The organism is Rhodopseudomonas faecalis (assembly GCF_003217325.1).
GTDB lineage: Bacteria > Pseudomonadota > Alphaproteobacteria > Rhizobiales > Xanthobacteraceae > Rhodopseudomonas > Rhodopseudomonas faecalis.
The window spans coordinates 44386-67789 of record NZ_QJTI01000008.1; the positions used below are offsets into that span (position 1 = coordinate 44386).

The window sequence follows — 23404 nt, forward strand, 5'->3', positions numbered from 1 at the left end:
GGTCACCGAGGTGCCGCCCGCGGTCGAGCCTGCACTCGGCGACACGGAACTGACGGTCGGTGCAGCGGCATAGGTGTAGAGATTGCTGCCGGTGCCGGTGCCGCCCGGGGTGGTGACCGCGACATCGACCACACCCGCCACATGGGCCGGGGTGGTCGCGGTGATGGTGGTGGCATTGACCACGGTGATGCCGGTGGCGGCGCTGCCACCAAAGGTCACGGCGCTCGCGCCGGTGAAATTGCTGCCGGTGATCGTCACCGAGCTGCCGCCCGCGGTCGGCCCGGCCGTCGGCGACACCGAACTCACTGACGGCGCGGCGGCATAGGTGTAGAGATTGCTGCCGGTGCCGCTGCCTGCGGGCGTGGTCACCACCACATCGACCGTGCCGACGGCATGGGCCGGTGTGGTCGCGGTGATGGTGGTGGCGTTGACCACGGTAATGCCGGTGGCGGCGCTGCCGCCGAAGGTTACTGCGGTGGCGCCGGTGAAGTTGGTGCCGGTAATGGTCACCGAGGTGCCGCCCGCAATCGGCCCGGCATTGGGCGATACCGAACTCACCGCCGGCGTGACGACATAGTCGTACAGATTGCTGCCGGTGCCGGTGCCGCCTGCCGTGGTCACCACCACATTGACCAGCCCCGCCGCATGAGCCGGCGTGGTCGCGGTGATCTGGGTCGCGGAATCGACCGTGTAGCTCGCCGCCGCGCTGCCGCCGAAGGTTACTGCGGTGGCGCCGGTGAAGTTGGTGCCGGTGATGGTCACCGAGGTGCCGCCCGCGGTCGAGCCTGCACTCGGCGACACGGAACTGACGGTCGGTGCAGCGGCATAGGTGTAGAGATTACTGCCCGTGCCGGTGCCGCCCGGGGTGGTGACCGCGACATCGACGGAACCTGCGGCATGCGCGGGGGTGGTCGCGGTGATGGTGGTGGCATTGACCACGGTGATGCCGGTGGCGGCGCTGCCACCAAAGGTCACGGCGCTGGCGCCGGTGAAATTAGTGCCGGTGATCGTCACCGAGCTGCCGCCCGCGGTCGGCCCGGCCGTCGGCGACACCGAACTCACTGACGGCGCCGCAGCATAGGTGAACACATTGGTGCCCGTGCCGGACCCGTCCGGCGTGGTCACCACGACACTCACGGTGCCTGCGCTATGGGCTGGCGTGGTGGCAGTAATCTGAGTCGCCGAGTTGACCGTGAAGCTTGCCGCGGCCGTGCCACCAAAGGTCACCGCCGTCGCCCCGGTAAAACCGCTACCAGTGATGGTCACCGAGGTGCCACCCGAGGTCGGGCCGGCGCTCGGCGACACCGAGCTGATCGTCGGACCGCTCAGCGGGATGTTGTTGATGGTGATCGGATAGGCTGTGTCAGTGATGCCGTAGAGTAGATTGGGAGGGTTTCGGGCGAGCGGACAGGAACCTGTCACAGGGCAACTGGTCGAGGCGTAGTACAGGGTAATGGAGGTCGAGGTCGACGAACCTAGTCCGGTGAGCTTGAACTGGTAGCGCACATAGGTCAAACCGAGATCGTCAGTCCCCGGCGTGATCAGAAAGGTCGCACCATTACTGCCGGTCACCGTCGCCGAGGTGACGTTGACGCCGTCCCCCATTGGCGGCGAAGGATAAGAATCGTGGCCGTTGTAGATGTACAGACCGCCCAGCAGATTCTCGCCGCAGCTCGACACGTCGAGCGTCACGGTGTCGTTGAGAACTTTCCCCGTAAAATCAACCGTTTGATTACAAGCGGCGGACACCGCGATCACCGTGGCCAGATAAACAACGGCGCTCAGCGCCACCAGTCGCGCAGCGCGCATCGCCATCGAAAAGCACACAGCTATCCCGCCCAGCCGACACAGCGCGGCTGAGTACTTCCCCTGCCCGTCCTGCATATTTGCCTGTCCGCTGTCGCGGCACTGCCAGCGCCCATTGCAGCGCAGCAGTCACCTGTTCGCTTAGCAGACAATTACTCCCGGACTGATTGCAAGCAGAACGATACGCAATCAAAACTGAATCCGGATTCTTCTACCTAGTGTTGCGACTCCGCCACGGTATCACCTAGTAGTAGTACGAGGCTGGCACGTTAAAGTATTTTTACGAGCAGAAATTAGCGTAATACGCGAAATACTCCCCTGATTAGCGATCGATTCCTCGTTTTCAACCCAAGGACGTCGCCATGCCTTCAGACCCCTATCTCGGACAAATCATGATGACCGCGCTCAACTTCGCCCCGCCGGGCTGGGCGCTGTGCAATGGAGCACTCCTCACGATCGCGCAAAACCAAGCGCTCTATTCGTTGCTAGGCACCACCTATGGCGGCGACGGCCGGACCAATTTTGCGCTGCCCAATCTATGCGGCCGCGCGGTACTTGGTAGCGACATCAACGGCAGCTACCGATTGGGACAGGCCACCGGCGACGAGGCGGTCAGGCTGCAAACCAATCAGTTGCCTGCTCACGATCACGGTCTCCAGGCGACCACCACCGCAGGTGGAACGCGCGTCACAAATCCGGCGAACCGGTTGTTCGGCACCAATACCGCGCCGGTGCTGTCGATTTTCGGCCCGCCAACGCCGCCGATCAATTTGCCTTCCGAAACCAATATTGCTCCCGGCGGCGGCGGTCAGCCGCACAACAACATGCAACCGTTTCTGGTGCTCAACTACGTGATCGCAGTGAACGGCGTTTATCCGCCAAGGCCCAACTAAGCGGATAGCCAACGCAGATCAGCGCCTCCCTCTCCTGCTGTTTGCAACAAGGATTTCCAGCATCATGTCCGATTGTTTCATAGGCGAAATCCGCCTGTTTGGCTTTCCACGCATCCCGAACGGCTGGGCTGTCTGCGACGGCTCTACCCTCCCGATCAGAGGCAACGAAGCGCTCTATTCGCTGATCGGCATCAGCTATGGCGGGGATGGCATCAACAATTTCAAACTGCCCGATTTGCGCGGCCGGGTGCCGATTGCGCAAGGCACGGGTCCGGGTCTCAGCGCACGGACGATTGCCCAACAGGGCGGCGAGGAAGCCCACACATTGACCGAGAACGAATTGCCGGCGCACAGCCATCCGCTGATCGCAAGCACGGCGCCTGCCACCACCGCGACCCCGGGCGACAATGTCCAGCTCGCCACCGCCAGTCCGGCCACCGCAAAACTCTTCGCGCCGCAGGCCAGTATCACTGGCTACATGGTGATGGCACCGTCCGTGCTGCCGTCCGGTGGATCGCAGCCGCACCCCAACATGATGCCGAGCCAGGCCGGCAATTACTGCATCGCCCTCACTGGAATTTATCCGGACCGGCCCTGACGCCACCAGTTCGTAAGCGCGGCCGGCCGCGCCACGCGGGCGCCGCGGGTCACGCTGACTTTGATCATGCCTTGAACTGATTGATCACAAAGGCGCATCGCGATGCGCCGACAGATTGCGAGGAACCATGTCCGATCCTTTCATCGGTGAAATCCAGGCTTTTCCGATCATCTTCATCCCAGACGGCTGGCTGCCCTGCGATGGCCGCACCCTGGCGGTGCAACTCTATCAGCCGCTGTTCTCATTGATCGGCAAGATCTATGGCGGCGACGGCGTCAGCAACTTCAAACTGCCGAATCTGATCGGCCGGGTGGTGATGGGCCAGGGCCAGGGACCGGGGCTGACCGCTCGCGCATTCGCATCACAGGTTGGCGCGTCAACCGTGACGCTTTCGACCACGCAGATGGCGTCGCATAGCCACGATATGCAGATCGGTAACAAGAATGCCGCCAATGCCACGCCCGGCCCGACTGCGACCTCCAATGTCGTGATCGATCCGGGTTTCAGCGGTTTCCTGCCGCCACCGGTCAACACCGAATTTGCGCCATCGATCGGCCCAACCGGCAATAACGCCGCCCATGGCAACATGCAGCCGACCTTGGCGCTGGTCTATTGCATCGCCTATCAGGGCGAATACCCCTATTTCAACTGATCGGCCGAAGGCTCTGGCCCATGACGCCGCCCCATGACGACAGCATCATGGCCGCGTTGATCGCTGCTGATCGGTCGCTGAGCTGGCGGCCGATCACCTGCCACGATCAGGTGTTTTGCCGCGAGATGTTTGCCGCCGATCGCAGCGCAATGTTCGCGCCGCTCGGTCTGCCGCCCGCGATGCTGAACGCGCTGCTCGATCATCAATGGGCGGCGCAGCATCTCGGCTTCGCCGACAGATATCCAGACGCCGAACATCTGTTGATCATCCGATGCGAGGTTGCGGTCGGCCGGCTGATCGCGGCGCGCCGGGCACACCGCGACGGGCCACGCGCTCTGGTGGTGGTCGATATTCTGATCAGCCAGGCGGCGCGCAATGCCGGCATCGGCAGTGCGGTGCTGCGCAGCCTGGAACGCGCCGCGCTCGCGCAAGGCGCCAGCCAGATCGAGCTGTCAGTGCTGGCCAGCAATGCCGGCGCCCGCCGGCTCTATCAGCGGCTCGGCTATATCGAGGGCGACGGCGATGCGCATCTGCCGCTGGTCAAGCCGCTGACCGCAGCACCGGCTTCAGCCAGCGCCGCCGCCAATCGCGCCAGCCCGGCCTGATCGGCGGGCAGCCCGAACCGCAGCAGTTCCGCCGACCAGTCGAAGCAGCGGCACCAGATCTGCTGCCGCGCCAGCGCGGCGTGCAGGTCCAAGGCTCGCGGACAGCGCACTAGGCGATACAGCGAGGTGCCACCGACCAGCTCAAGGCCCGCGCCTCCTAACACTTGATCAAGCGCAGCGGCCTCGACCCGCAGCCGCGCCCTGGTCTGCTCGGCCCACGCTTGATCGCGCAGCGCCGCAGCGCCGATCACCAGCGCCGGCCCCGAACAGCTCCACGGACCGAGCGCCAGAGCCAGCCGGTCCGCAATCGCCGCCGGCGCCAATGCAAAGCCAAGCCGCACGCCGGCAAGGCCGTAGAATTTGCCGAACGAGCGCAGGATCACCACCGGCCATTGCTCGGCCAGCGAGGCGGCGCTGATCGCCGGATCGACATCGGCAAATGCTTCGTCGATCACCAGCCAGCCGCCGCGCGCCGCCAGCTTCTGCGCGGCCGCAGCCAGTTCGTTATGGCTGGCGATCCGGCCATCGGGATTGTTGGGATTGACGATCAGCACATGACGAGCGTCATCGGGCAGCTGATCCAGCGATGCGATGGTGACCACCTCGCGGCCGGCGTTGCGCCAGGCCTGCTGATGTTCGGCATAGGTAGGGCCGACGATCGCAATCGCCCCGGCCGGCGCCAGATGAGGCAGCCATTGGATCAGCGCCTGCGTGCCGGGCGCGGCGACCAGCGCCACCTGCTCGGGCACGCCATAGGCCGCGCGGGCCGCTTCCTGCAGCGCCAGCTCATCGCTGCGCGACGGCAGCCGCTGCCACAGCCCATCATCGAAATTTGCGATGGACCAGGGCCGCGGATTGATGCCAGTAGATAAATCAAGCCACTGTTCGCGCGCCCCGCCATGGCGCGCAACGGCTTCTGCGAGATCCCCGCCATGTTTCATCGTCATCTCCAAAACCTGCTGCACGGAGTTGCCGCGTGCTGATTGCAGACCATGCGTTGTTGATCGTTCTGATCGCGCTCGCCGCCGATGCGCTGATCGGCGATCCGGATTGGCTGTGGCGCCGGCTGCCGCATCCGGTGGTGCTGATCGGCGCGCAGATCGACTGGCTCGACCGTCATCTCAATCGTGACGCCTGGCCGGCGGCGCGGCGCAAGGCGGCCGGCATCGTCGCTCTGCTGGCGCTGATCGTGACCGCGGGCGCAATCGGCGCGGTGCTGCAATGGCTGCTGCTGGGAAGCCTGATCGGCTCGCTGCTGCTCGGCGTGCTGGCCTCGGTGCTGATCGCGCAGCGCAGCCTCTATCAGCACGTCGCACGGGTGCGCGACGCCTTCGCCAGCGGCGGGCTGGAGGGCGCGCGCAGCGCGGTGACCATGATCGTCGGCCGCGATCCGGCACAGCTCGATCAGGCCGGCGTGTCCCGCGCCGCGATCGAATCCAGCGCCGAGAATTTTTCCGATGGCATTGTGGCGCCGGTGTTCTGGCTGGCGCTGCTCGGCCTGCCGGGGCTGTTGATCTACAAGGCAGTCAACACCGCCGACTCGATGATCGGCCATCGTAATGCGCGTTATGAATCGTTCGGCTGGGCCTCGGCGCGCTTCGATGATCTCCTTAACCTCGCGCCGGCCCGGCTGTCCGGCGTGCTGCTGGCGCTGGCCGCGCCGCTCGCTGGCGGCAGCGTGAGCCGTGCCTTGCAGGTGATGCGCCGCGACGCGCCAAAACATCGTTCGCCCAATGCCGGTTGGCCGGAAAGCGCGATGGCCGGCGCGCTCGATCTGGCGCTGGCCGGGCCGCGCGTCTATGGCGGCCAGCGCGTCGAGGATCCGTTCCTCAATGCCGAGGCGCGGCGCGAGGCGACGCCCGACGACATCGGCCGCGCGCTCAAAGTGATGCTCGGGGGCTGCGGGCTGCAAGCGATCCTCTATGCCGCGGCCTGGCCGCTGCTGTGACGGCTGCGCGCGATCTGCAACAGCCGCTCGATATCGACATGCTGTTCGAGATGATCGGCGAGCGCATCGAGCGCGGCATCGACGCGCGCTTCATAGGCCAATGACGACGCAATGCCGAATTGCGCCAAGAACGCGCGGCGGAACCCATCGCTGCTGAACAGGCCGTGCACGTAGCAGCCCTGCACCCGGCCATCGGCCGAGATCGCGCCATCGAACCGGCCATGCAGATCCAGCAGCGGCCGGGCGCAATCAGGCCCATCGCTGCGGCCGATGTGAATCTCATAGCCTTCGATCGGCAAGCCGCTGCCGACATGGCTGCCGCGCACCTGCACGGTCGATTTATCGCCGGTCATCACGGTGTCGATCGCAAGCAGACCCAAGCCCGGGGCGGTGCCAGCCGGCCCGTCGATGCCGTCCGGATCGGCGATGGTGCGGCCGAGCAGCTGATAACCGCCGCAGATGCCGAGCAGATGGCCGCCGCGGCGATGATGGGCGCGGATATCGACGTCCCAGCCTTGCGCACGCAGGAAGGCGAGATCGGCGATGGTCGATTTGCTGCCCGGCAATATCACCAGATCGGCCTCAGCCGGGATCACCTCCCCCGGCCGCACGAACAACAGCCGCACGCCGGGCTCCTGCGCCAGCGGATCGAGATCATCGAAATTGGCGATGCGTGACAACAGCGGCACCGCGATCAGTTTGGTGGCCGCCGAGGGCGCGGCGCATTCGAGATCGACGGCATCTTCGGCGGGCAGCGCCGCCACGTCCGGCAGCCACGGCACCACGCCGAGCGACGGCCAGCCGGTCAGTTCGGTGATCGCGCTCAGCCCATCTTTGAACAGCGCGGCATCGCCGCGAAATTTGTTGATCAGAAAACCGTGCACCCGCGCGCGCTCCTGCTCGGATAGCACGAGGTGCGTGCCGGCCAGGCTGGCGATCACGCCGCCACGGTCGATATCACCGGCGATCACCACCGGCACATCGGCGGCTTCGGCAAAGCCCATATTGGCGATGTCGCCCTGGCGCAGATTGATCTCGGCCGGGCTGCCCGCGCCTTCGACCAACACGATATCGGCATCACCTGCGAGCCGCGCAAAACTATCGAGTACGAACGGCAGCAGCGCCGGCTTCTTGCCGAGGAAATTGTCGGCGCCGAGCATGCCGTGGCGCTGGCCCTGCACGATCAGCTGCGCGCCGACATCGCTCTGCGGTTTCAGCAGCACCGGATTCATATGCACGCTGGGCGGCAGCCGCGCCGCGCGCGCCTGGGTGGCCTGGGCGCGGCCGATCTCGCCGCCATCGACCGCGACCGCGGCGTTGTTGGACATGTTTTGCGGCTTGAACGGCGCGACTTTCAAACCGCGCCGCACCAAAGCGCGCGCCAGCCCCGCCACCAGCGTCGATTTGCCGGCGTTGGAACAAGTGCCCTGGATCATCAAGGCCGGCGTGATGCGCGTCATCGGCAATCCTCGCAAGGCTTGATCGCGGCGGCGGCGACAGCGCGTGTCACGCGCCCGCTCCGGTCCGTCCCTTCAGCCACAGCGGCAGCCCGGCGGCAACGAACGCGACATGCGGCACCGCAGCGGCGACCATCTGATTGAGCCGGCCCTGCGCATCGCGAAAGGCACGGCCGAGCGGCGTCTCCGGCACGAGGCCCATGCCGACCTCGTTCGATACCAGCACAATCGGATGACGCGCGGTGCGCAAATGATCAGCCAACGCGGCGGACTGCGCATCGACATCGCCGCCGCTCAGCATGACATTGGTCAGCCACAGCGTCAGGCAATCAACGAGAATGGCACTGCCGGGCTGCGCCTCGCGCTTAAGCGTCTCGACCAGCGCCAGCGGCTCCTCGACCGTATGCCAGTTAGGACCGCGGCTGTGGCGGTGATGCGCGATACGCTCAGCCATCTCATCATCGCTGATGGTGGCGGTCGCGACGTAGACGCGGCGCAGCGCGCTATCCACGATCAGTCGTTCGGCAAAGTTCGATTTGCCGGAGCGCGCGCCGCCCAGCACCAGCACCGGCGCGGTCAGATTGCAGCTGCTTGAGTGCGGCATCGTGGTCGAATGTTCGCGGTCCATCATCGGCTCAACACCGGCCGCAACGGGCCGAAACAGCTTGCGAGCTTTGTCGGATCGCGCGCGATGGCTGTGCGCCATCACCCTCGCTTCCGCCCGGGGCACCCCGCCCCGACGCCTTCAAAGCACTGCTGCGATGGCAGGTCTCCTGGCTCGCGGGTCGCCGCCGTTTCGCCGCCTTCCCAGGACCATTTTCGTGGTTTCGGCCCCAGTGGCTTTCGGCGATGGCTCGTCGCTTACAGTTGCGGGGGCAGCGCCGGCTTAAACGATGTCGCACCGGCTTCCCTTTTCACCTTCCCGAAGGAAAGACCATCGCGGCGGACGCTAGCCGCGCCGGCGTGCCCGGTCAACCGCGCCCGGCCGTTGACAGCCTCGGCGCATCGCGCCTAACAAAGCCACTCGATGGTCCTTCCTTCTAGGAAGGTGAAAAGGGAATGTGGACGGCCAAGCGCTGATGCGCCGCGCTGATCAAGCCACAGCTGCCCCCGCAACTGTAAGTGGGTAGCCGACCGCCAATGGACCACTGGATTCGGCAATTGCCGGTCCGGGAAGGTGGCGCGAGGCAACGACCCATCAGCCAGGAGACCTGCCATCTACGAACGCATCATCCATGCTTCGGGCGGGGTGCCCTGAAGCGATGTCGGCCAAGCTGACGAGAGGTCAGCCAACGCCGAGGCGATCTTTGGTCGGATCGCCGGATCACAGCACCCGTTCGCGCGCAAGCGCCGATGGAGCACGGCTGCAGATGACCGGTCTCACGACAGACAACGTCACGACAGACAACGTCACGACACAGAATGCGACGCCGCCGATCTTTGATCATCGCTTTCACGCCCAATTGGCCGAACTGATTGCCTGGCGCCGCGACGTGCGCCGGTTCCGTCCCGATCCGGTGCCCGACGAGCTGATCGATCATTTGCTCGATCTTGCGCAATTATCGCCGTCGGTTGGCAACAGCCAGCCCTGGCGCTTTGTCAGCGTCGACAGCCCGGCGCTACGCGGCCGCATCCATGACAATTTCGCGCGCTGCAACCAAAAGGCCGAAGGCTTGTATGATGGCGATCGTGCCACACTCTATGCGCAGCTCAAGCTGGAAGGCATCGCGATCGCGCCGCGGCAGTTTGCCGTGTTCTGCGATCGCAGCACCCGCCAGGGTGCTGGCGTCGGCTGCCAGACCATGCCCGAAACGCTCGATTATTCCGTGGTGGTGATGATCGAGACTTTTTGGCTGGCGGCGCGCGCCCACGGACTCGGCGTTGGCTGGGTGTCGATCCTCGATCCGGTCGAGGCCAAGACTGATCTCGACGTGCCCGAGCCGTGGAAGTTCATCGCCTATCTATGCGTCGGCTGGCCGGAGGAAGAACACGTCGATCCGGAACTGGTGCGCTGCGGCTGGCAGCCGCGCACGCATGCCGGCCGCGTGGTGATCCAGCGCTGAGGCGAGCGTGAGCTGATCGCTCAGCGCGGGCGGCGCAGCAGGTAGCTATCCATGATCCAGCCATTGCTGTGCCGGGCCGCTTCGCGCGTGGACGCGATCTTATCCGCCACCTCGCCGAGCTTGCCGGCGATCAATAGCTGTTCCTTGGTGCCGAGATAGGCGCCCCAGAAAATCTCCACCTCAGGATCGATCCGCGTGAACGCCTGCTCGCCATCCAGCATCACCACCACGCTCTCGCCGCCCAGCGGCTGCTGCGCGCTGAGTTTGCGCCCGGTGGTGATATGAACCGGCTCGCCGATGGCGTTGAGCGCGATGCGGTGCTGTGCGGCCAGCGCCTGCACTGCGGTGATGCCGGGGATGATCTCGTAGTCGAACGCGATCTCGCTTTTGCGATGCAGCGCTTCGATGATGCGCAAGGTGGAATCATAGAGCGAGGGATCGCCCCAGATCAGGAACGCGCCGCACTGCCCGTCCTGCAATTCGTCGCGCAGCAGCCGGGCGTAGATCGCTTCGATCTCGCCATGCCAGCTGGCGACATTGGCCTTGTAGTCGGAAAACTCCTTGGCGCGGGTCGGGTAGTCGAACGGCACCAGCCGATAATGACCACCTTCGATGAAGCGCTCGCAGATCTCGGTGCGCAAATGGCGCAGCGCCTGCTTGTCCTGCCCCTTGTCCTGGATGAAGAACACATCGGCCCGGTTCAGCGCCTTGATCGCCTGCAGCGTCAGATAGTCCGGATCACCGGCACCGATGCCGATCAGCAGCAGCGTGCGTCGCGCGCCGCTCATGACACCGCCGCCAGCACGTCGTCGAGATCGGCGATTTCGGTGAGGATGCCGCAGGCGGCGCGCACCAGCGGCACCGCGAGCACCGCGCCGGTGCCCTCGCCGAGCCGCAGCTTCAGTTCAAGATAGGGCTCGGCATGCATCGCCTGCAGCATCAAACTGTGGCCGCGCTCGGCCGAGCGATGCGAGAACACGCAGTAATCGCGCGCCGCGGGCGCGAGCCGCACCGCGAGCAGCGCCGCGGCGCTGGCGATGAAGCCGTCGATCACCACCGGGCGGCGGCAGGCGGCCGCGCCGAGCACCGCGCCGGCCATCATCGCGATTTCGATGCCGCCGAATTCGGCCAGCACATCGAGCGGCCGCGTGGCGTTGCTGCGCCGCGCGGCGCGTTCGGTCGCGGACAATTTGCGCGCCACGCCCTCAGGATCGAGCCCGCTGCCGGGACCGACGCAATCAGCAAGCGGCGCCGGCACCAGCCGGTGCATCAACAGCGCGGCGGAGGCGGTGTTGCCGATGCCCATCTCGCCGATCGCGATGACATCAACGCCCTGCTCGATTGCTTCGCGGACGATCTCGGCGCCGCGGCGCAGCGCGGTCAGCGCCTCGTGCTGCGTCATCGCCGCTTCGTGCGCGGAATTGCGGGTGCCGCGCCGAATCTTGGCGTCGAGCAGATCCGGATGCGCCGGCATCTCGGCATCGACGCCGCCATCGATCACCCGCATCGCGACGCCGGCCGCCCGCGCCAGCACATTGGCGCCGGCATGGCCGTCGAGATAGGCGCCGACCATGGCGCGAGTGACATGGGCCGGATAGCGCGACACGCCCTCGGCGGCGAGGCCGTGATCGGCAGCAAACACGAACAGCGTGGCATTCTCGGTGCGCGGCGGCTCGGGATGCCAGATCAGGCCGAGCTGCACTGCCAGATCCTCAAGCCGGCCGAGCGAGCCGAGCGGCTTGCACTTGCCGTCGATTCGGGTGCGCAGCTCCGGCTCGTGCGAGCGATCAAGCGGCGCGATCGGGAGATCGGCGAAAACGCCGGAGCTGAGCTCCGGATAGTCGGAACCTGTCATGACATCTCCTCCGTTCGATCCACCGTCGAACGCGTTGGCAGCGTCTGTGGCCGGTCTCCTGGCTCGCGGATGATGTCCACAATCGCCTTCCCAGGCGCGACAGCGGCGCCCAGTGGCCCGTTGATTGCGGACGATCCGCCTACAGTTGGGGGGGCAGCCGCGGCCAGGCGATCGCTCGCCGTCCCGCGTTCCCGTTTCACCTCCAAGCGGAGGCACCGCAGACCGGGGCACGCAAACCACAATGACCGGCAGCACGCAAGCGCATTGCCGCCAAGGCCCGGCCAAAGGCCGGTGGCGGGAGCGGCAGCATGATCGCGCGCCAGGATTGCGAAGTGCTGGTGATCGGCGGCGGCTGCGCGGCGCTGTGCGCCGCCATTGCCGCGCGCCGGCGCGGCGCAAACGTGATGATGATCGATCACGCCCCGTTCACGTGGCGCGGCGGCAATACACGCCATGCGCGCAATTTCCGGATCGCGCATGACGAAGCGGATGATTACGTGCCCGGCCGCTATCCGGCCGCCGCCTTTGCCGCCGATCTCGCCCGCGTGGCCCCGGACGGCGACGCCGCGCTGGCTGAGCTATTGGCACAGCACTCGCTGACGCTGACGCACTGGCTGAGGGCGCAGAGCGTGCGGCTGCAGCGCCGCGGCCGCGGCGTGATGCCCTGGTCGCAGCGCACAGCGTTTTTTGCCGGCGGCGGCAAGGCGGCAATGGATACGCTCTATGCCACCGCGCGCCGGCTCGGCATCACCATCCTGCACGACGCTGAAGCCTGTGGCATCGAATGGCAGGGCGATCGCGTCACCGCGGTCGAGGTCGTCCATCAAGGAGCAATGGTGAAGCTGAGCGCCGCGGCGGTGATCGCCTGCTGCGGCGGCCATCAAGCCAATCGCGACTGGCTGCGCGAAGGTTTTGGCGCCGCCGCCGACGCGATCGCGGTGCGCGGCATGGGCTATGTGCAGGGCCGGCTGCTGCGCGCGCTGATCGATGCCGGCGCTGTCACGGTCGGCGATCCCGGCCGCGGCCATATCGTCGCCGTCGACGCCAGAGGTCCCGCGGTCGACGGCGGCATCGTGACAAGGCTGGAATGCATTCCCTATGGCATCGTCGTCGATAGCGACGCGCAGCGCTTCGCCGACGAGGGCGGCGACACCGCGCGCACTCACTACGCGCGCTGGGGCGAGCGGCTGCTGGCGGCGCCCGGGCAGCGCGCCACCTTAATTCTTGATCGCAGCGCGCTGGCACGCGCGGCATCGACCGCGTTTGCGCCGCTGCGCGCGCCGACCATCGAAGCGCTGGCCGAACTGATTGATCTCGATAGCGCAGCGCTGCGCGCTACAGTCGATCGCTACAACGCCGCGATCGTGCCCGCTGATGCCAACGCGCCGGAATCCTGGCGCGCCATGGCGTTGTCGCCGCCGAAATCAGCGCAGGCGCTGCCGATCAGCACGCCGCCATTCGCCGCGTTCCCGCTCATACCCGGCATCACCTTCACCCATTATGGCGTCGGCGTTGACCAGGCGCTGCGGGTGCGGCGCGAAAGTGGTGCGCCCTTCGCCAATCTGTTCGCCGCCGGCATGATCATGGCCGCCAATGTGTTGCCGCGCGGCTATCTCGCCGGACTCGGCGTCACCATCAGCGCGGTGTTTGGCCGCCTTGCCGGAGAGGAAGCCGCGCGCCATGCAGGCCGATGATGCGACCGAAGAAGCCGAACGCGCGCTGCGGCTGTGCTCGGCTTGCATGTTTTGCGACGATTATTGCGCGGTGTTTCCGGCGATTGCCGGCAAGCACGATTTTTCGCTCGCAGACGTCAGCTATCTCGCCAATCTCTGCCACAATTGCCGCGGTTGCTATCACGCCTGCCAATACGCGCCGCCGCACGAATTGGCAGTGAATCTGCCGCAAGCTTTGGCGCGGGTGCGCATCCGCTCCTATGCCGGCTTCGCGCGGCCACGCTGGCTCGGCCGCGCCTTTGCGCACAACGCCACCATCGTGGCGCTGGTGTCGGTGCTATCCGTGCTCGCGGTGTTGCTGGTTGCCGATCCTGCAAAACTGCTCAGCGCCAATTCCGGCGAAGGCGCGTTCTACCGCGTGGTGCCGCGCGAGATCATGGTCGGCGGCGCGCTCGCGGCGCTGGCGCTGTCACTGACCACGCTTGCGCTCGGCGTCGCCGCGTTCTGGCGCGCGATTGCGCCGGATGGCAGCCGCGCCGCGCTGCTGCGCGCTTTGCCGCGCGCGCTCGCCGATACGGTGACGCTGCGCTATCTCGGCGGCGGCGATGGCGGCTGCGGCGATCGTATCGAAGCGCCGTCAAGGCTGCGGCGGCTGTTCCATCATCTGATGGTCGGCGGGCTCGGGCTCAGTTTCGGCGCTACCGCGGTCGCGGCCTATTATCACCGCTGGCTCGGCTGGGAGGCGCCCTACCCGCTGCTCAGCCTGCCGGTCGGGCTCGGCGCCGTCGGCGGCGTGTTGATGCTGCTCGGGGCCGGCGGTCTGATTGTGCAAAAACTGCGCGCCGACCGTGCGCCAAGCGCCGCCGAAACCTTGCCCGCCGACTACGCGATGCTGGTGCTGATCATCGGCAATGCCGCGAGCGGCCTGGCGCTGCTGGCGTGGCGCAGCACCGCGGCGATGGGCTTGCTGCTCACGCTGCATCTGGGGCTGGTGCTGGCGCTGTTCCTGCTGCTGCCGGTCGGCAAGCTGGTGCACGCGCCATTCCGGTTCGCCGCTTTGTTGCGCGCGGCGTTAGAACGCAACCGCGCCGTTTCGCCAAAACGGTAGGATTGACAGCCCGGACGATCTGTCACACACATCCGCCGCCGATGGTTTCCCATTTGGGAATAAAAGGGAATCCGGATATGTCGCCGCAGAGCGAGAAGCCGGAGCTGCCCCCGCAACTGTAAGCGGCGAGCCTTCACCAATACGCGCCACTGGACCCTCGGTCCGGGAAGGCGGTGACGGCGGCGACCCGCGAGCCAGGAGACCTGCCATCGCCTGTCTTAGACGCCATTCCCGGCGGGGTGCTCGGGAGTGAATGTGTCGGCCGATCGGAGTACAGGTCCGTCGCCGCTTGGTTTTGGAACGGCTTGCCGTCGTTCCCAGCGACGGACTGCAGCCAATGCAAACCACGGCATGGCAACTGCCCCAGGCCGACGAATCGTCTCTGGCGAGCGCCGATCTGATCCTGCTCAGCGCCGATGCCGCCGCGCGCGCACGCTTTGCCGCGGCCGCCGCGCTGCGCTCTGGCCCGCGTTTGCAGCCCTGCGACTTGCAGCATTTGCGCGATCCCGAAGCGCTGCACCGCGCGATCGGCGCGGCACGCGGCGTGCTGATTCATCTGCGCGCCGGCCATCACTATCACGCGCAAATCCTGCAACTTGCTGCGCTGCTGGCGCCGCGCGGCGTCGCATTGGCCGTGCTGCGTGATGACGAGGGCACTGACGAGGCGCTCGATGCGGTCTGCAACCTGCCGCCCTCGACGCTGCGCCGGCTGCGGCAACTGCTCGGCGATCAGCACGGCAACCCCAGCGCCTTGATCAACCAGTTCGCGCTGGCCTGCGGGCTATCGCTGCTGCCGGAGCCAAACTGATGACCGAGATCACCGAGAGTTACGAAAAAGACGGCGCGGCGATCTATCAGCGCTCGTTTGCCATCATCCGCAGCGAGGCCAATCTGGCGCGCTTTGCGCCCGGCGAGGAACAGGTCGCGGTGCGTCTGATCCACGCCTGCGGCATGGTCGATGTCGCCGACGATATCGTGTTCAGCCCCGGCTTTGCCGACGCCGCGCGCAACGCGCTGCGCGCCGGCGCGCCAATCCTGTGCGACGCGCAGATGGTGGCTTACGGCGTGACGCGCGCCCGGCTGCCGGCCCACAATGAGGTGATCTGCACGCTGTCCGACCCGATCGTGCCGCAACTGGCGCAGCGGATTGGCAACACCCGTTCGGCCGCCGCGATCGAATTGTGGCGCGAGCATCTGGATGGCGCGGTGGTCGCGATCGGCAACGCGCCGACCGCGTTGTTTCATCTGCTCGACATGCTGCGCGATGCCGATCTGCCGCGGCCCGCGGCGATCATCGGCGTGCCGGTCGGCTTTGTCGGCGCGATCGAATCCAAGGAAGCGCTGCTGGCCGCGGCGCCGGTGCCGTGCATGGTGGTGCGCGGCCGGCGTGGCGGCAGCGCCATGGCGGCGGCAGCGATCAACGCATTGGCGAGTGAGCGCGAATGACCAAGCCTGGCACCATCTATGGCGTCGGGCTCGGCCCCGGCGATCCGGAACTGATCAGCCTGAAGGCGGCACGCCTGATCGGCTCGGCGACCCATATCGCGTACTTCCGCAAGGCCGGCCGGCGCGGCCAGGCCCGGCAACTGGCCGATGGCTTGCTGCCGGCGCACGCGGTCGAATTGCCGATGGACTATCCGGTCACCACCGAGATCGCGCTCGATGACGACGCCTATGCCGCGACGCTCAAGGTGTTTTACGAGCAATGCGTTGAACAGCTGTTGCAGCACGCTGTGCACGGCGATGACGTGGTGGTGCTGTGCGAAGGCGACCCGTTCCTATACGGCTCGTTCATGCATCTGCATCGTCGCCTGATCGGCCGCGTTGCGGTGGAAGTGGTGCCGGGCATCACCGGCATGAGCGGCTGCTGGACCGCGAGCGGCACGCCGATCACCTACGGCGACGACGTGCTGCATGTGGTGCCGGCGACGCTCGATGAAGCGCAGCTGTGCCAGGCGATGCAGGGCGCCGACGCGCTGGTGGTGATGAAGCTCGGCCGCAATCTGCCAAAAGTGCGGCGCGCGCTGCAGACGGTCGGGCTCGCCGAGCGCGCGGTCTATGTCGAGCACGGCACCATGGCGCAGCAGCAGGTGATCAAGCTGACTGACAAGCGCGACGACAACGCGCCGTATTTCTCAATGATCCTGGTGCACGGCCAAGGACGGCGGCCATGAGTGGTTCGGTGATCATTGCCGGGCTTGGCCCCGGTGCTTCGCAGTGGATCACGCCGGAAGTCGCGGCCGCGCTCGATCAGGCCACCGATCTGATCGGCTACGCGCCCTATGTGGCGCGGGTGCCGCTGCGCGCGGGCGTTGAGCGCCACGGCTCCGATAATCGCGTGGAAATCGACCGCGCCCAGCACGCGCTGCGGCTGGCGACCGAGGGCCGCCGCGTGGTGGTGGTGTCGTCGGGCGATCCCGGCGTGTTCGCGATGGCAGCAGCGGTGTTTGAAGCCGTCGATCACGGCGATCCGGCCTGGCGCGAGCTTGATATCAAGGTGCTGCCGGGCATCAGCGCGATGTTCGCGGCTGCGGCGCGGGTCGGCGCCCCGCTCGGCCATGATTTCTGCGCCATCAATCTGTCGGACAATCTCAAGCCGTGGCCGCTGGTCGAGCAGCGGCTGCATCTGGCCGCGCAGGCCGGCTTTGTGATCGCGCTGTACAATCCGCTGTCGAAGGCGCGGCCCTGGCAGCTTGGCCGGGCGCTCGAGCTGCTGCGCTGCGAGCTGCCGGGCACCGTGCCGGTGATCTTTGCCAGCGCGGTCGGCGACGCGCGCGAAGCGATCGACATCGTCCGTCTCAGCGACGCCGATCCGCAGCGCGCCGACATGCGCACGCTGCTGTTGATCGGTTCGGTGCACAGCCGGCTGATTGAACGCGAAGGCGGCGCGCCGTTCGTCTATACGCCGCGTTCCATCGGAGCGACCGCTTGATCGAGCCAGTCCAGCACCTCGATGACGCTGGTGACCGTCGGCCGCGGCGGGGTCGCCGGCCGGCGCACCATCACCACCGGCAGGCCGAGGTCGCGCGCGGCTTCGATCTTGGCCACCGTGGCCTCACCACCGGCGTTCTTGGCGACCACCAGTTCGGCGCCAAAGCGCCGCAGCATGGCGCCGTCATTGGCGCGGGTGAACGGACCACGCCCGACCACGATTTCGACCTGGGGCAGCGGCAGCGGCGCGCGCGGCGCATCGACCAGCCGCACCAGATAGCTGTGCTGCGGCGCGGCCGCGAACAATTCCAGCTGCTGGCGGCCGATGCCGAGAAACACCCGGCGCGGCGTGGCGCCGAGCGCGGCCACCGCCTGCTCCATCGTATCGACCTCAATCCAGTGATCGCCGCGCTGCTTCTGCCACGGCGCCCGGTCGAGCGCCAGCAGCGGCACACCGGCGGCCGCGCAAGCCTCCACCGCATGGGCGCTCATCTGCGCGGCAAAGGGATGCGTGGCGTCGACCACGCGGTCGATGCGCTCGCTGCGCAGATAGTCGACCAAGCCCTGAACGCCACCAAAGCCACCGATCCGACACGGAATTGGCGGTTTCGTCGGGTTCTCGGTGCGCCCGGCGTAGGACAGAACGGCATTGATTCGCGGATCACGCGCCAACGCCCCAACCAGGCGATTGGCATCGGCGGAGCCGCCGAGGATCAGAAGCCGCAACGGTGCGGAAATTCGTGGTGCAGAAGACATTTCACTCATCACCGGCATGCGATGACATGATGGAGCCGTGGCTGTCCATTGTCGGATTGGGGGAGGACGGCATTGACGGGCTGTCCGCCGCCGCGCGCGAAGCGATCGAACAAGCCGATCTGCTCGCCGGCGGCGCCCGCCATCTGAAACTCGCGGCCGGATTTGGCAAGCCGATGCTGGCCTGGGAAGTGCCGTTCGAGGCATCGATCCCCAAGCTGTTGGCCGAACGCGGCCGCCGCGTCGCGGTGCTGGCCTCTGGCGATCCGTTCTGGTTCGGTGTCGGCGGCACGCTGGCCGCCCGGCTGCCGCTCGCGGAAATGCGGGTCTGGCCGGCGCCCTCCACTTTCGGTTGGGCGGCGGCACGGCTCGGCTGGCCGCTGGAGCAAGTCACCACGCTCGGCCTGCACGCCAGGCCGATCACCTTGCTGCGCCCGCATCTCACCCCGCAGGCGAGACTGATCGTGCTGCTGCGCGACGGCGCCGCCGCGGCGCTGATTGCCGCCTATCTCGATGGGCTCGGGTTCGGTGCGTCGCGGCTGACCGTGCTGGAAGCGCTCGGCGGCCCGCGCGAGCGAATTCGGCAAGCTCACGCCCATGCGTTCGCGCTCGACGACATTCAGGCGCCGGTAGCGCTGGCGATCGAAGTACAAGCCGAAGCGCAGGCCGTGCTGATGCCGCGCACCAGTGGCCTGCCCGATGAGTTGTTCCAGCACGACGGCCAGTTGACCAAGCGCGAAATCCGCGCGGTGACGCTGTCGTCGCTGGCGCCGCGCGGCAATGAGTTATTGTGGGACATCGGCGCCGGCTCCGGCGCGATCGGCATCGAATGGCTGCTCGCCGACGCGCGCAATCGCGCGATCGGCATCGAACCGCGCGCCGACCGGCTGCAAGTCGCGCGCGCCAATGCGGCGGCGCTCGGCGTGCCGCATCTCGATATCCGCCATGGCCGCGCGCCAGAGGCGCTGGCCGGCCTGCCGACCCCCGATGCGGTGTTCATCGGCGGCGGCGGCACTGAACCCGGATTGTTCGAAGCGGTGTGGCAGGCGCTACGCCCCGGCGGCCGGCTGGTCGCTAACGCCGTGACGCTGGAAACCGAAGCGCTGCTGATCGCATGGCACAGGCGCCATGGCGGGTCGCTGCTGCGGCTCGCCGTCGAGCGCGCTTCCGCCGTCGGTGGTTTCACCGCCTGGCGCGCGGCCATGCCGATCGTGCAATGGAGCGTGCGCAAATGAACCGGCTGATCATTGGCGTCGGTTTCCAGAAGCACGCCAGTTCGGACTCGGTCGCCGACGCGATCGACACTGTGCTGCAAGCGCTGCCCGACCATGACGTGACCGCGATTGCCGTCCCCACCGACAAAGCGCGTAGCCCAGCGCTGCTGGCCGCGGCCGGCGAGCGCGGCTGGCCGGTGATGACGATTTCTGCGGCATCGCTGCGCGCCGTCGATGCCCAGGTCGTGACGCGCTCCACCGTCAGTATCGCCCAGCGCGGCGTCGGCAGCGTGTGCGAGGCCGCAGCGCTGGCCGGCGCCGGCAGCGGCGCACAGCTAGTTGTCCCCCGGGTGTTTTCCGCCGATCGCCGCGCCACCGCGGCCGCCGCCCGTTGCCAGGAGTTTTTGCCATGACCGTCCATTTCATTGGTGCCGGCCCCGGCGCCCCCGATCTGATCACGGTGCGTGGCCAGAATCTGGTGCAGCGCTGTCCGGTGTGCCTCTATGCCGGCTCGCTGGTGCCGCGCGAGATCGTCGCGCTGTGCCCGCAAGGCGCGCGGGTGATCGACACCGCGCCGCTTGATCTTGACGCCATCACCGCGGAGTTCGTCGCGGCCCATCAGGCCGGCCATGACGTCGCGCGGCTGCATTCCGGCGACCTGTCGGTGTGGAGCGCGATGGGCGAACAGATCCGCCGTCTCGAAGCCCACGGCATCGACTACACGGTGACGCCGGGCGTGCCGTCATTCGCCGCTGCGGCAGCCGCGCTGAAGCGCGAGCTGACGCTGCCGGAAGTGGCACAAACGCTGGTGCTGACGCGCACGCCGGGCCGCGCCTCCTCGATGCCGCCGCGCGAGACACTCGCCGCCTATGCCGCCACCGGCGCGACGCTGGCGATCCATCTGTCGATCCATGCCATCGATGAAGTCGCCGCCGCGCTGCAGCCGCATTACGGCGCCGACGGCCCGGTCGCGGTGGTGGTGCGCGCCAGCTGGCCGGAGCAGCGCATTCTGCGCGGCACGCTGTCCACCATCGCCGCGATGGTCCGTGATGAGGCGATCGAACGCACTGCGCTGATCCTGGTCGGGCCGTCGCTGGCCGCGCAGGATTTTCGCGACAGCGCGCTCTACAACGTCAATTACGACCGCCGCTTCCGGCGCTCGGCGGAGGATGGTCGTGTCCGCGACTAATCCAGCGCATTCGCCGCGCGGCCTGATCATCGCCGCGGCCGGCAGCAGCAGCGGCAAGACCACGGTGACGCTCGGGCTGTTGGCGGCACTGCGTCGCCGCGGCTGCGCGGTGCAGCCCTACAAGTGCGGCCCCGACTATATCGACCCGGCGTTCCACACCGTCGCGGCCGGCCGGCCGTCATTCAATCTCGATTCCTGGGCGCTGCCGCAGGCCGATCTCGCGGCACAGCTGTGCCATGGCCTCGATGCCGATCTCTGTATCGCCGAGGGCGTGATGGGGCTGTTCGACGGCGTCGCCAAGGTCGGCGCCTGCGGCCATGGCTCGACCGCCGATATCGCCGCCGCGACCGGATGGCCGGTGGTGCTGGTGATCGACGTCAAAGGCATGGCGCAGTCCGCCGCCGCGATCGCGCTCGGCTGCGCGCGCTATCGCGACGATGTCACGGTGGCGGGCGTGATCCTCAACAAGGTGGCCGGCAGCCGGCACGCCGCTCTGGCCAATGACGGATTTGCGCGCATCGGCATTCCGGTGATCGGCGCGTTGCAGCGCGATCCGGCGCTGACCATTCCCGAGCGCCATCTCGGCCTGCTGCAGGCCGAGGAAGACGCCGAATTGGCGCTGCGGCTGGACGCATTGGCCAACGCGATTGCGCGTGATGTCGATCTCGATGAGCTACAGGCCGCAGCGCAGCCGGCGCAGCTTTCGGCGGTGCCGTCCGCGCGGCCGATGCCGCCGCCGGGGCAACGCATTGCGCTGGCGCGCGACGCCGCGTTCTCGTTCGTCTATCCGCATCTGCTCGCCGGCTGGCGCGACGCCGGCGCCGAAATCGTGCCGTTCTCGCCGCTCGCCGATCAGGCGCCCGATCCAAGCTGCGATGTCGCCTGGCTGCCGGGCGGCTATCCGGAGCTGCATGCCGGGCGGCTCGCCGCGGCGACGCGCTTTCTGGGTGGCCTGCGCCGTTTTGCCGACGACAAGCCGGTGCATGGCGAGTGCGGCGGCTACATGACGCTCGGCGCCGGACTGATCGATGCCGCCGGCCACCGCCACGCGATGGCCGGGCTGCTTGGGCTGGAAACCGATTTCGCGCAGCGGCGGCTGCATCTTGGCTATCGCACCGCGCGCCTGCTTGCGCCGCTGCCGGGATTTGGCGCGGGCGGGCGGCTGCGCGGCCACGAATTCCACTATGCGCGGGTGATCGCGCAGCCCGATGACGCGCTCGCCGAAATCCACGATGCCAATGGCGAGCTGACCGCCGAGACCGGCAGCCGGCGCGGCCACGTCACCGGCAGTTTCTTTCACCTGATTGCTGCAGATCGGAGCGCTGCATGAACGCCGCCAATGACAATGGCAGCTATGGTTCGATCGTGTTGATCGGCGCCGGACCTGGCGACACCGACCTGTTGACGTTGCGCGCGGTGGCGCGGCTGCGCGAGGCCGACGTGGTGCTCTATGATGACCTTGCCGGCGATGCGATCCTGCTGTTTGCCAATCCGCTGGCCGACCTGATCGCGGTCGGCAAGCGCGCCGGCCATCCCTCGCCCAAGCAATCCGAGCTGAACCGGCTGATGATCGGCTTTGCGCAGCAGGGCAAGCGCGTGGTGCGATTGAAGGCCGGCGACCCGGCGATCTTCGCGCGCGCCGACGAAGAACTGGTAGCGGCGCGCGAAGCCGGCATCGCGGTGGAGATCGTGCCCGGCATCACCACGCCGACCGCGGCCGCGGCCTATCTTGGCGCCTCGCTGACCAAGCGCGGCGTGGCGCGGCGGCTGCAGATGGTCACCGGCCACGACATCGACGGCCAGTTGCCGCGCGACCTCGACCTCAACGCGCTCGCCGATCCCGGCGCCACCACCTGCGTGTTCATGGGCAAGGCGACATTCGCGACGCTGGCCGCGCAGCTGATCGCGCGCGGCCTGCCCGCAGAGACGCCCACCGTGGTGGTGGAAAGCCTCGGCACCACGGCGCCGCACAAATACACCGGAACGCTGCAGACCATCGCCAACGCGCTGGCTTTGGTGCGCCCGAGCGGGCCGTGTTTGATCCTCTATGGCGCGGCGCTGCAGGACGTGGTGGCCGCGGAGCCGCTGCTCAGCAATTGACCGCGACCACGCGCCAGCTATCGGCGATGCGGTCGATGCGCGTCAGCGACAGCGTGTCGATCACAAAACGCAGCGCCGGCTCCGGCGCGAGATCGAGCGCGATCGCCAGCGCGGCGCGGATCGTGCCGGAATGCACGACCAGCACCACGTCGCCGGCCGGCAGCTCGGCCAGCGCCGCGCGCACCCGCGCGATCTGATCGACAAAACTCTCGCCGCCCGGCGGCCGGTTATCCGCCGCGGCCCGCCAGAACGCGGCATAGGCGTCGCCCATCTCGCGGGCGATATCGTCGTGGCGCCGTCCGGTCCAATCCCCAAAACACTGTTCGCGCAGCCGCGGCTCAGAGCGCGGCGCCAGCCCCAGCGCTTCAGCGGTCTCAATGGTGCGGCGGCTGGAACTGGCTATGCACGGTGCGCCTTGCGGCAGCCGGGCGCGCAGCGCAGCGAAAGCCGCGTGATTGGAGACGTCGGCCGGCGCGTCAGAGCCGTACATCACGCCTTTCGGGCCATCGACCGGGGCGTGCCGGATCAGCCACAGCCGGGTCAGATCGCTCATCACTAG

25 protein-coding genes and 4 riboswitches are annotated in these 23404 nt (G+C 67.4%); of the genes, 17 read left to right on the forward strand and 8 right to left on the reverse strand.

What is annotated here, in order from left to right:
* A partial coding sequence (locus BJ122_RS19245) for an IPT/TIG domain-containing protein (RefSeq protein ID WP_210205442.1) occupies positions 1-1809 on the reverse strand: 1809 nt, incomplete at its 3' end.
* Between the two features lie 359 nt (positions 1810-2168).
* Between BJ122_RS19245 and BJ122_RS08360 the strand changes: the two genes are divergently transcribed.
* From BJ122_RS08360 to BJ122_RS08375, 4 genes are all read left to right on the forward strand, one after another.
* Positions 2169-2699, forward strand: coding sequence for a phage tail protein (locus tag BJ122_RS08360; RefSeq protein WP_110780630.1), 531 nt, complete (start codon positions 2169-2171; stop codon positions 2697-2699).
* A gap of 64 nt (positions 2700-2763) precedes the next feature.
* Positions 2764-3297, forward strand: a complete 534-nt coding sequence (locus BJ122_RS08365; RefSeq protein WP_110780631.1) for a phage tail protein — start codon at positions 2764-2766, stop codon at positions 3295-3297.
* A 127-nt stretch (positions 3298-3424) separates the two neighbouring features.
* Positions 3425-3949 carry a phage tail protein gene (locus BJ122_RS08370; protein WP_110780632.1) on the forward strand — a complete coding sequence of 175 codons (525 nt, stop codon included), beginning with the start codon at positions 3425-3427 and terminating at the stop codon, positions 3947-3949.
* 20 nt (positions 3950-3969) lie between these two features.
* Complete coding sequence (locus BJ122_RS08375) at positions 3970-4554, forward strand: GNAT family N-acetyltransferase (protein WP_110780633.1); 585 nt, start codon at positions 3970-3972, stop codon at positions 4552-4554.
* Here the strand turns inward: BJ122_RS08375 and cobD are convergent.
* Complete coding sequence (gene cobD / locus BJ122_RS08380; RefSeq protein ID WP_110780634.1) at positions 4452-5495, reverse strand: threonine-phosphate decarboxylase CobD; 1044 nt, start codon at positions 5493-5495, stop codon at positions 4452-4454. The two genes, BJ122_RS08375 and cobD, sit on opposite strands and share 103 nt — an antisense overlap.
* Positions 5496-5530: 35 nt before the next feature.
* Here cobD and cbiB point away from each other — a divergent pair, with 35 nt between their 5' ends.
* The gene (cbiB, locus tag BJ122_RS08385) at positions 5531-6502 is read left to right on the forward strand and encodes an adenosylcobinamide-phosphate synthase CbiB (protein ID WP_110780635.1); all 972 of its coding nucleotides are present in this window, start codon (positions 5531-5533) and stop codon (positions 6500-6502) included.
* On the opposite strand, the gene BJ122_RS08390 is transcribed toward cbiB, so the two are convergent.
* Positions 6475-7962, reverse strand: a complete 1488-nt coding sequence (locus tag BJ122_RS08390; RefSeq protein ID WP_110780636.1) for a cobyric acid synthase — start codon at positions 7960-7962, stop codon at positions 6475-6477. The genes cbiB and BJ122_RS08390 overlap by 28 nt on opposite strands.
* A gap of 46 nt (positions 7963-8008) precedes the next feature.
* On the reverse strand, positions 8009-8563 hold the full coding sequence (gene cobU, locus BJ122_RS08395) for a bifunctional adenosylcobinamide kinase/adenosylcobinamide-phosphate guanylyltransferase (RefSeq protein WP_110780716.1): 555 nt from the start codon (positions 8561-8563) through the stop codon (positions 8009-8011).
* Positions 8564-8705: 142 nt separating this feature from the next.
* A riboswitch (cobalamin riboswitch) is annotated at positions 8706-8913 on the reverse strand.
* Positions 8914-8970: 57 nt separating this feature from the next.
* Positions 8971-9192, forward strand: a riboswitch (cobalamin riboswitch).
* A gap of 137 nt (positions 9193-9329) precedes the next feature.
* On the opposite strand from cobU, the gene bluB reads away from it, so the two are divergent.
* Entirely contained in the window at positions 9330-10022 is a 693-nt protein-coding gene (gene bluB, locus BJ122_RS08400) for a 5,6-dimethylbenzimidazole synthase (RefSeq protein ID WP_110780637.1), read from the forward strand.
* Between the two features lie 20 nt (positions 10023-10042).
* On the opposite strand, the gene cobF is transcribed toward bluB, so the two are convergent.
* Both cobF and cobT read right to left on the reverse strand, forming a co-directional pair.
* Positions 10043-10810, reverse strand: coding sequence for a precorrin-6A synthase (deacetylating) (gene cobF / locus BJ122_RS08405; protein ID WP_110780638.1), 768 nt, complete (start codon positions 10808-10810; stop codon positions 10043-10045).
* Positions 10807-11877, reverse strand: a complete 1071-nt coding sequence (gene cobT, locus BJ122_RS08410) for a nicotinate-nucleotide--dimethylbenzimidazole phosphoribosyltransferase (RefSeq protein ID WP_110780639.1) — start codon at positions 11875-11877, stop codon at positions 10807-10809. Before cobT ends, cobF begins: the two co-directional genes overlap by 4 nt.
* A gap of 31 nt (positions 11878-11908) precedes the next feature.
* A riboswitch (cobalamin riboswitch) is annotated at positions 11909-12112 on the reverse strand.
* Between the two features lie 28 nt (positions 12113-12140).
* On the opposite strand from cobT, the gene tcuA reads away from it, so the two are divergent.
* From tcuA to cobJ, 6 genes are all read left to right on the forward strand, one after another.
* Positions 12141-13571 (forward strand): FAD-dependent tricarballylate dehydrogenase TcuA, encoded by a 1431-nt coding sequence (gene tcuA / locus BJ122_RS08415; RefSeq protein ID WP_283808442.1) that lies wholly within the window; start codon positions 12141-12143, stop codon positions 13569-13571.
* A complete protein-coding gene (tcuB, locus tag BJ122_RS08420) occupies positions 13558-14658 on the forward strand; it encodes a tricarballylate utilization 4Fe-4S protein TcuB (protein ID WP_110780717.1) in 1101 nt (366 codons plus the stop codon). Before tcuA ends, tcuB begins: the two co-directional genes overlap by 14 nt.
* A gap of 25 nt (positions 14659-14683) precedes the next feature.
* A riboswitch (cobalamin riboswitch) is annotated at positions 14684-14883 on the forward strand.
* Positions 14884-14995: 112 nt separating this feature from the next.
* Complete coding sequence (locus BJ122_RS08425; protein WP_110780641.1) at positions 14996-15466, forward strand: hypothetical protein; 471 nt, start codon at positions 14996-14998, stop codon at positions 15464-15466.
* Positions 15467-15474: 8 nt separating this feature from the next.
* Positions 15475-16104, forward strand: a complete 630-nt coding sequence (locus BJ122_RS08430; RefSeq protein ID WP_110780718.1) for a precorrin-8X methylmutase — start codon at positions 15475-15477, stop codon at positions 16102-16104.
* On the forward strand, positions 16101-16832 hold the full coding sequence (locus BJ122_RS08435; protein WP_110780642.1) for a precorrin-2 C(20)-methyltransferase: 732 nt from the start codon (positions 16101-16103) through the stop codon (positions 16830-16832). The genes BJ122_RS08430 and BJ122_RS08435 overlap by 4 nt, the downstream gene beginning before the upstream one ends.
* Positions 16829-17590: a precorrin-3B C(17)-methyltransferase gene (gene cobJ / locus BJ122_RS08440; RefSeq protein WP_110780643.1), complete on the forward strand. Its 762-nt coding sequence runs from the start codon at positions 16829-16831 to the stop codon at positions 17588-17590. The genes BJ122_RS08435 and cobJ overlap by 4 nt, the downstream gene beginning before the upstream one ends.
* Here the strand turns inward: cobJ and BJ122_RS08445 are convergent.
* Positions 17557-18306, reverse strand: a complete 750-nt coding sequence (locus BJ122_RS08445) for a cobalt-precorrin-6A reductase (RefSeq protein ID WP_110780719.1) — start codon at positions 18304-18306, stop codon at positions 17557-17559. The genes cobJ and BJ122_RS08445 overlap by 34 nt on opposite strands.
* Before the next feature lie 65 nt (positions 18307-18371).
* Here BJ122_RS08445 and cbiE point away from each other — a divergent pair, with 65 nt between their 5' ends.
* From cbiE to cobA, 5 genes are read left to right on the forward strand one after another with little or no spacing between them, the layout of a single operon-like run.
* Positions 18372-19577 (forward strand): precorrin-6y C5,15-methyltransferase (decarboxylating) subunit CbiE, encoded by a 1206-nt coding sequence (gene cbiE, locus BJ122_RS08450; protein WP_110780644.1) that lies wholly within the window; start codon positions 18372-18374, stop codon positions 19575-19577.
* Positions 19574-19969, forward strand: a complete 396-nt coding sequence (locus BJ122_RS08455; protein ID WP_181418907.1) for a cobalamin biosynthesis protein — start codon at positions 19574-19576, stop codon at positions 19967-19969. The genes cbiE and BJ122_RS08455 overlap by 4 nt, the downstream gene beginning before the upstream one ends.
* Complete coding sequence (gene cobM, locus BJ122_RS08460) at positions 19966-20745, forward strand: precorrin-4 C(11)-methyltransferase (RefSeq protein ID WP_110780646.1); 780 nt, start codon at positions 19966-19968, stop codon at positions 20743-20745. Before BJ122_RS08455 ends, cobM begins: the two co-directional genes overlap by 4 nt.
* The gene (locus tag BJ122_RS08465) at positions 20732-22075 is read left to right on the forward strand and encodes a cobyrinic acid a,c-diamide synthase CobB (protein ID WP_430694766.1); all 1344 of its coding nucleotides are present in this window, start codon (positions 20732-20734) and stop codon (positions 22073-22075) included. Before cobM ends, BJ122_RS08465 begins: the two co-directional genes overlap by 14 nt.
* Positions 22072-22845 (forward strand): uroporphyrinogen-III C-methyltransferase, encoded by a 774-nt coding sequence (gene cobA / locus BJ122_RS08470; protein ID WP_110780648.1) that lies wholly within the window; start codon positions 22072-22074, stop codon positions 22843-22845. Before BJ122_RS08465 ends, cobA begins: the two co-directional genes overlap by 4 nt.
* On the opposite strand, the gene BJ122_RS08475 is transcribed toward cobA, so the two are convergent.
* The gene (locus BJ122_RS08475; protein WP_110780649.1) at positions 22835-23398 is read right to left on the reverse strand and encodes a histidine phosphatase family protein; all 564 of its coding nucleotides are present in this window, start codon (positions 23396-23398) and stop codon (positions 22835-22837) included. The genes cobA and BJ122_RS08475 overlap by 11 nt on opposite strands.
* Between the last annotated feature and the right edge of the window lie 6 nt (positions 23399-23404).

Bases quoted from the DNA above. Each gene is read 5' to 3' on its own strand.
- BJ122_RS08360 (WP_110780630.1), top strand. From the start codon at position 2,169: ATGCCTTCAGACCCCTATCTCGGACAAATCATGATGACCGCGCTCAAC.
- BJ122_RS08365 (WP_110780631.1), top strand. From the start codon at position 2,764: ATGTCCGATTGTTTCATAGGCGAAATCCGCCTGTTTGGCTTTCCACGC.
- BJ122_RS08370 (WP_110780632.1), top strand. From the start codon at position 3,425: ATGTCCGATCCTTTCATCGGTGAAATCCAGGCTTTTCCGATCATCTTC.
- BJ122_RS08375 (WP_110780633.1), top strand. From the start codon at position 3,970: ATGACGCCGCCCCATGACGACAGCATCATGGCCGCGTTGATCGCTGCT.
- cobD (WP_110780634.1), bottom strand. From the start codon at position 5,495: ATGAAACATGGCGGGGATCTCGCAGAAGCCGTTGCGCGCCATGGCGGG.
- BJ122_RS08390 (WP_110780636.1), bottom strand. From the start codon at position 7,962: ATGACGCGCATCACGCCGGCCTTGATGATCCAGGGCACTTGTTCCAAC.
- cobU (WP_110780716.1), bottom strand. From the start codon at position 8,563: ATGCCGCACTCAAGCAGCTGCAATCTGACCGCGCCGGTGCTGGTGCTG.
- bluB (WP_110780637.1), top strand. From the start codon at position 9,330: ATGACCGGTCTCACGACAGACAACGTCACGACAGACAACGTCACGACA.
- cobF (WP_110780638.1), bottom strand. From the start codon at position 10,810: ATGAGCGGCGCGCGACGCACGCTGCTGCTGATCGGCATCGGTGCCGGT.
- cobT (WP_110780639.1), bottom strand. From the start codon at position 11,877: ATGACAGGTTCCGACTATCCGGAGCTCAGCTCCGGCGTTTTCGCCGAT.
- tcuB (WP_110780717.1), top strand. From the start codon at position 13,558: ATGCAGGCCGATGATGCGACCGAAGAAGCCGAACGCGCGCTGCGGCTG.
- BJ122_RS08425 (WP_110780641.1), top strand. From the start codon at position 14,996: ATGCAAACCACGGCATGGCAACTGCCCCAGGCCGACGAATCGTCTCTG.
- BJ122_RS08435 (WP_110780642.1), top strand. From the start codon at position 16,101: ATGACCAAGCCTGGCACCATCTATGGCGTCGGGCTCGGCCCCGGCGAT.
- cobJ (WP_110780643.1), top strand. From the start codon at position 16,829: ATGAGTGGTTCGGTGATCATTGCCGGGCTTGGCCCCGGTGCTTCGCAG.
- cbiE (WP_110780644.1), top strand. From the start codon at position 18,372: ATGATGGAGCCGTGGCTGTCCATTGTCGGATTGGGGGAGGACGGCATT.
- BJ122_RS08455 (WP_181418907.1), top strand. From the start codon at position 19,574: ATGAACCGGCTGATCATTGGCGTCGGTTTCCAGAAGCACGCCAGTTCG.
- cobM (WP_110780646.1), top strand. From the start codon at position 19,966: ATGACCGTCCATTTCATTGGTGCCGGCCCCGGCGCCCCCGATCTGATC.
- cobA (WP_110780648.1), top strand. From the start codon at position 22,072: ATGAACGCCGCCAATGACAATGGCAGCTATGGTTCGATCGTGTTGATC.
- BJ122_RS08475 (WP_110780649.1), bottom strand. From the start codon at position 23,398: ATGAGCGATCTGACCCGGCTGTGGCTGATCCGGCACGCCCCGGTCGAT.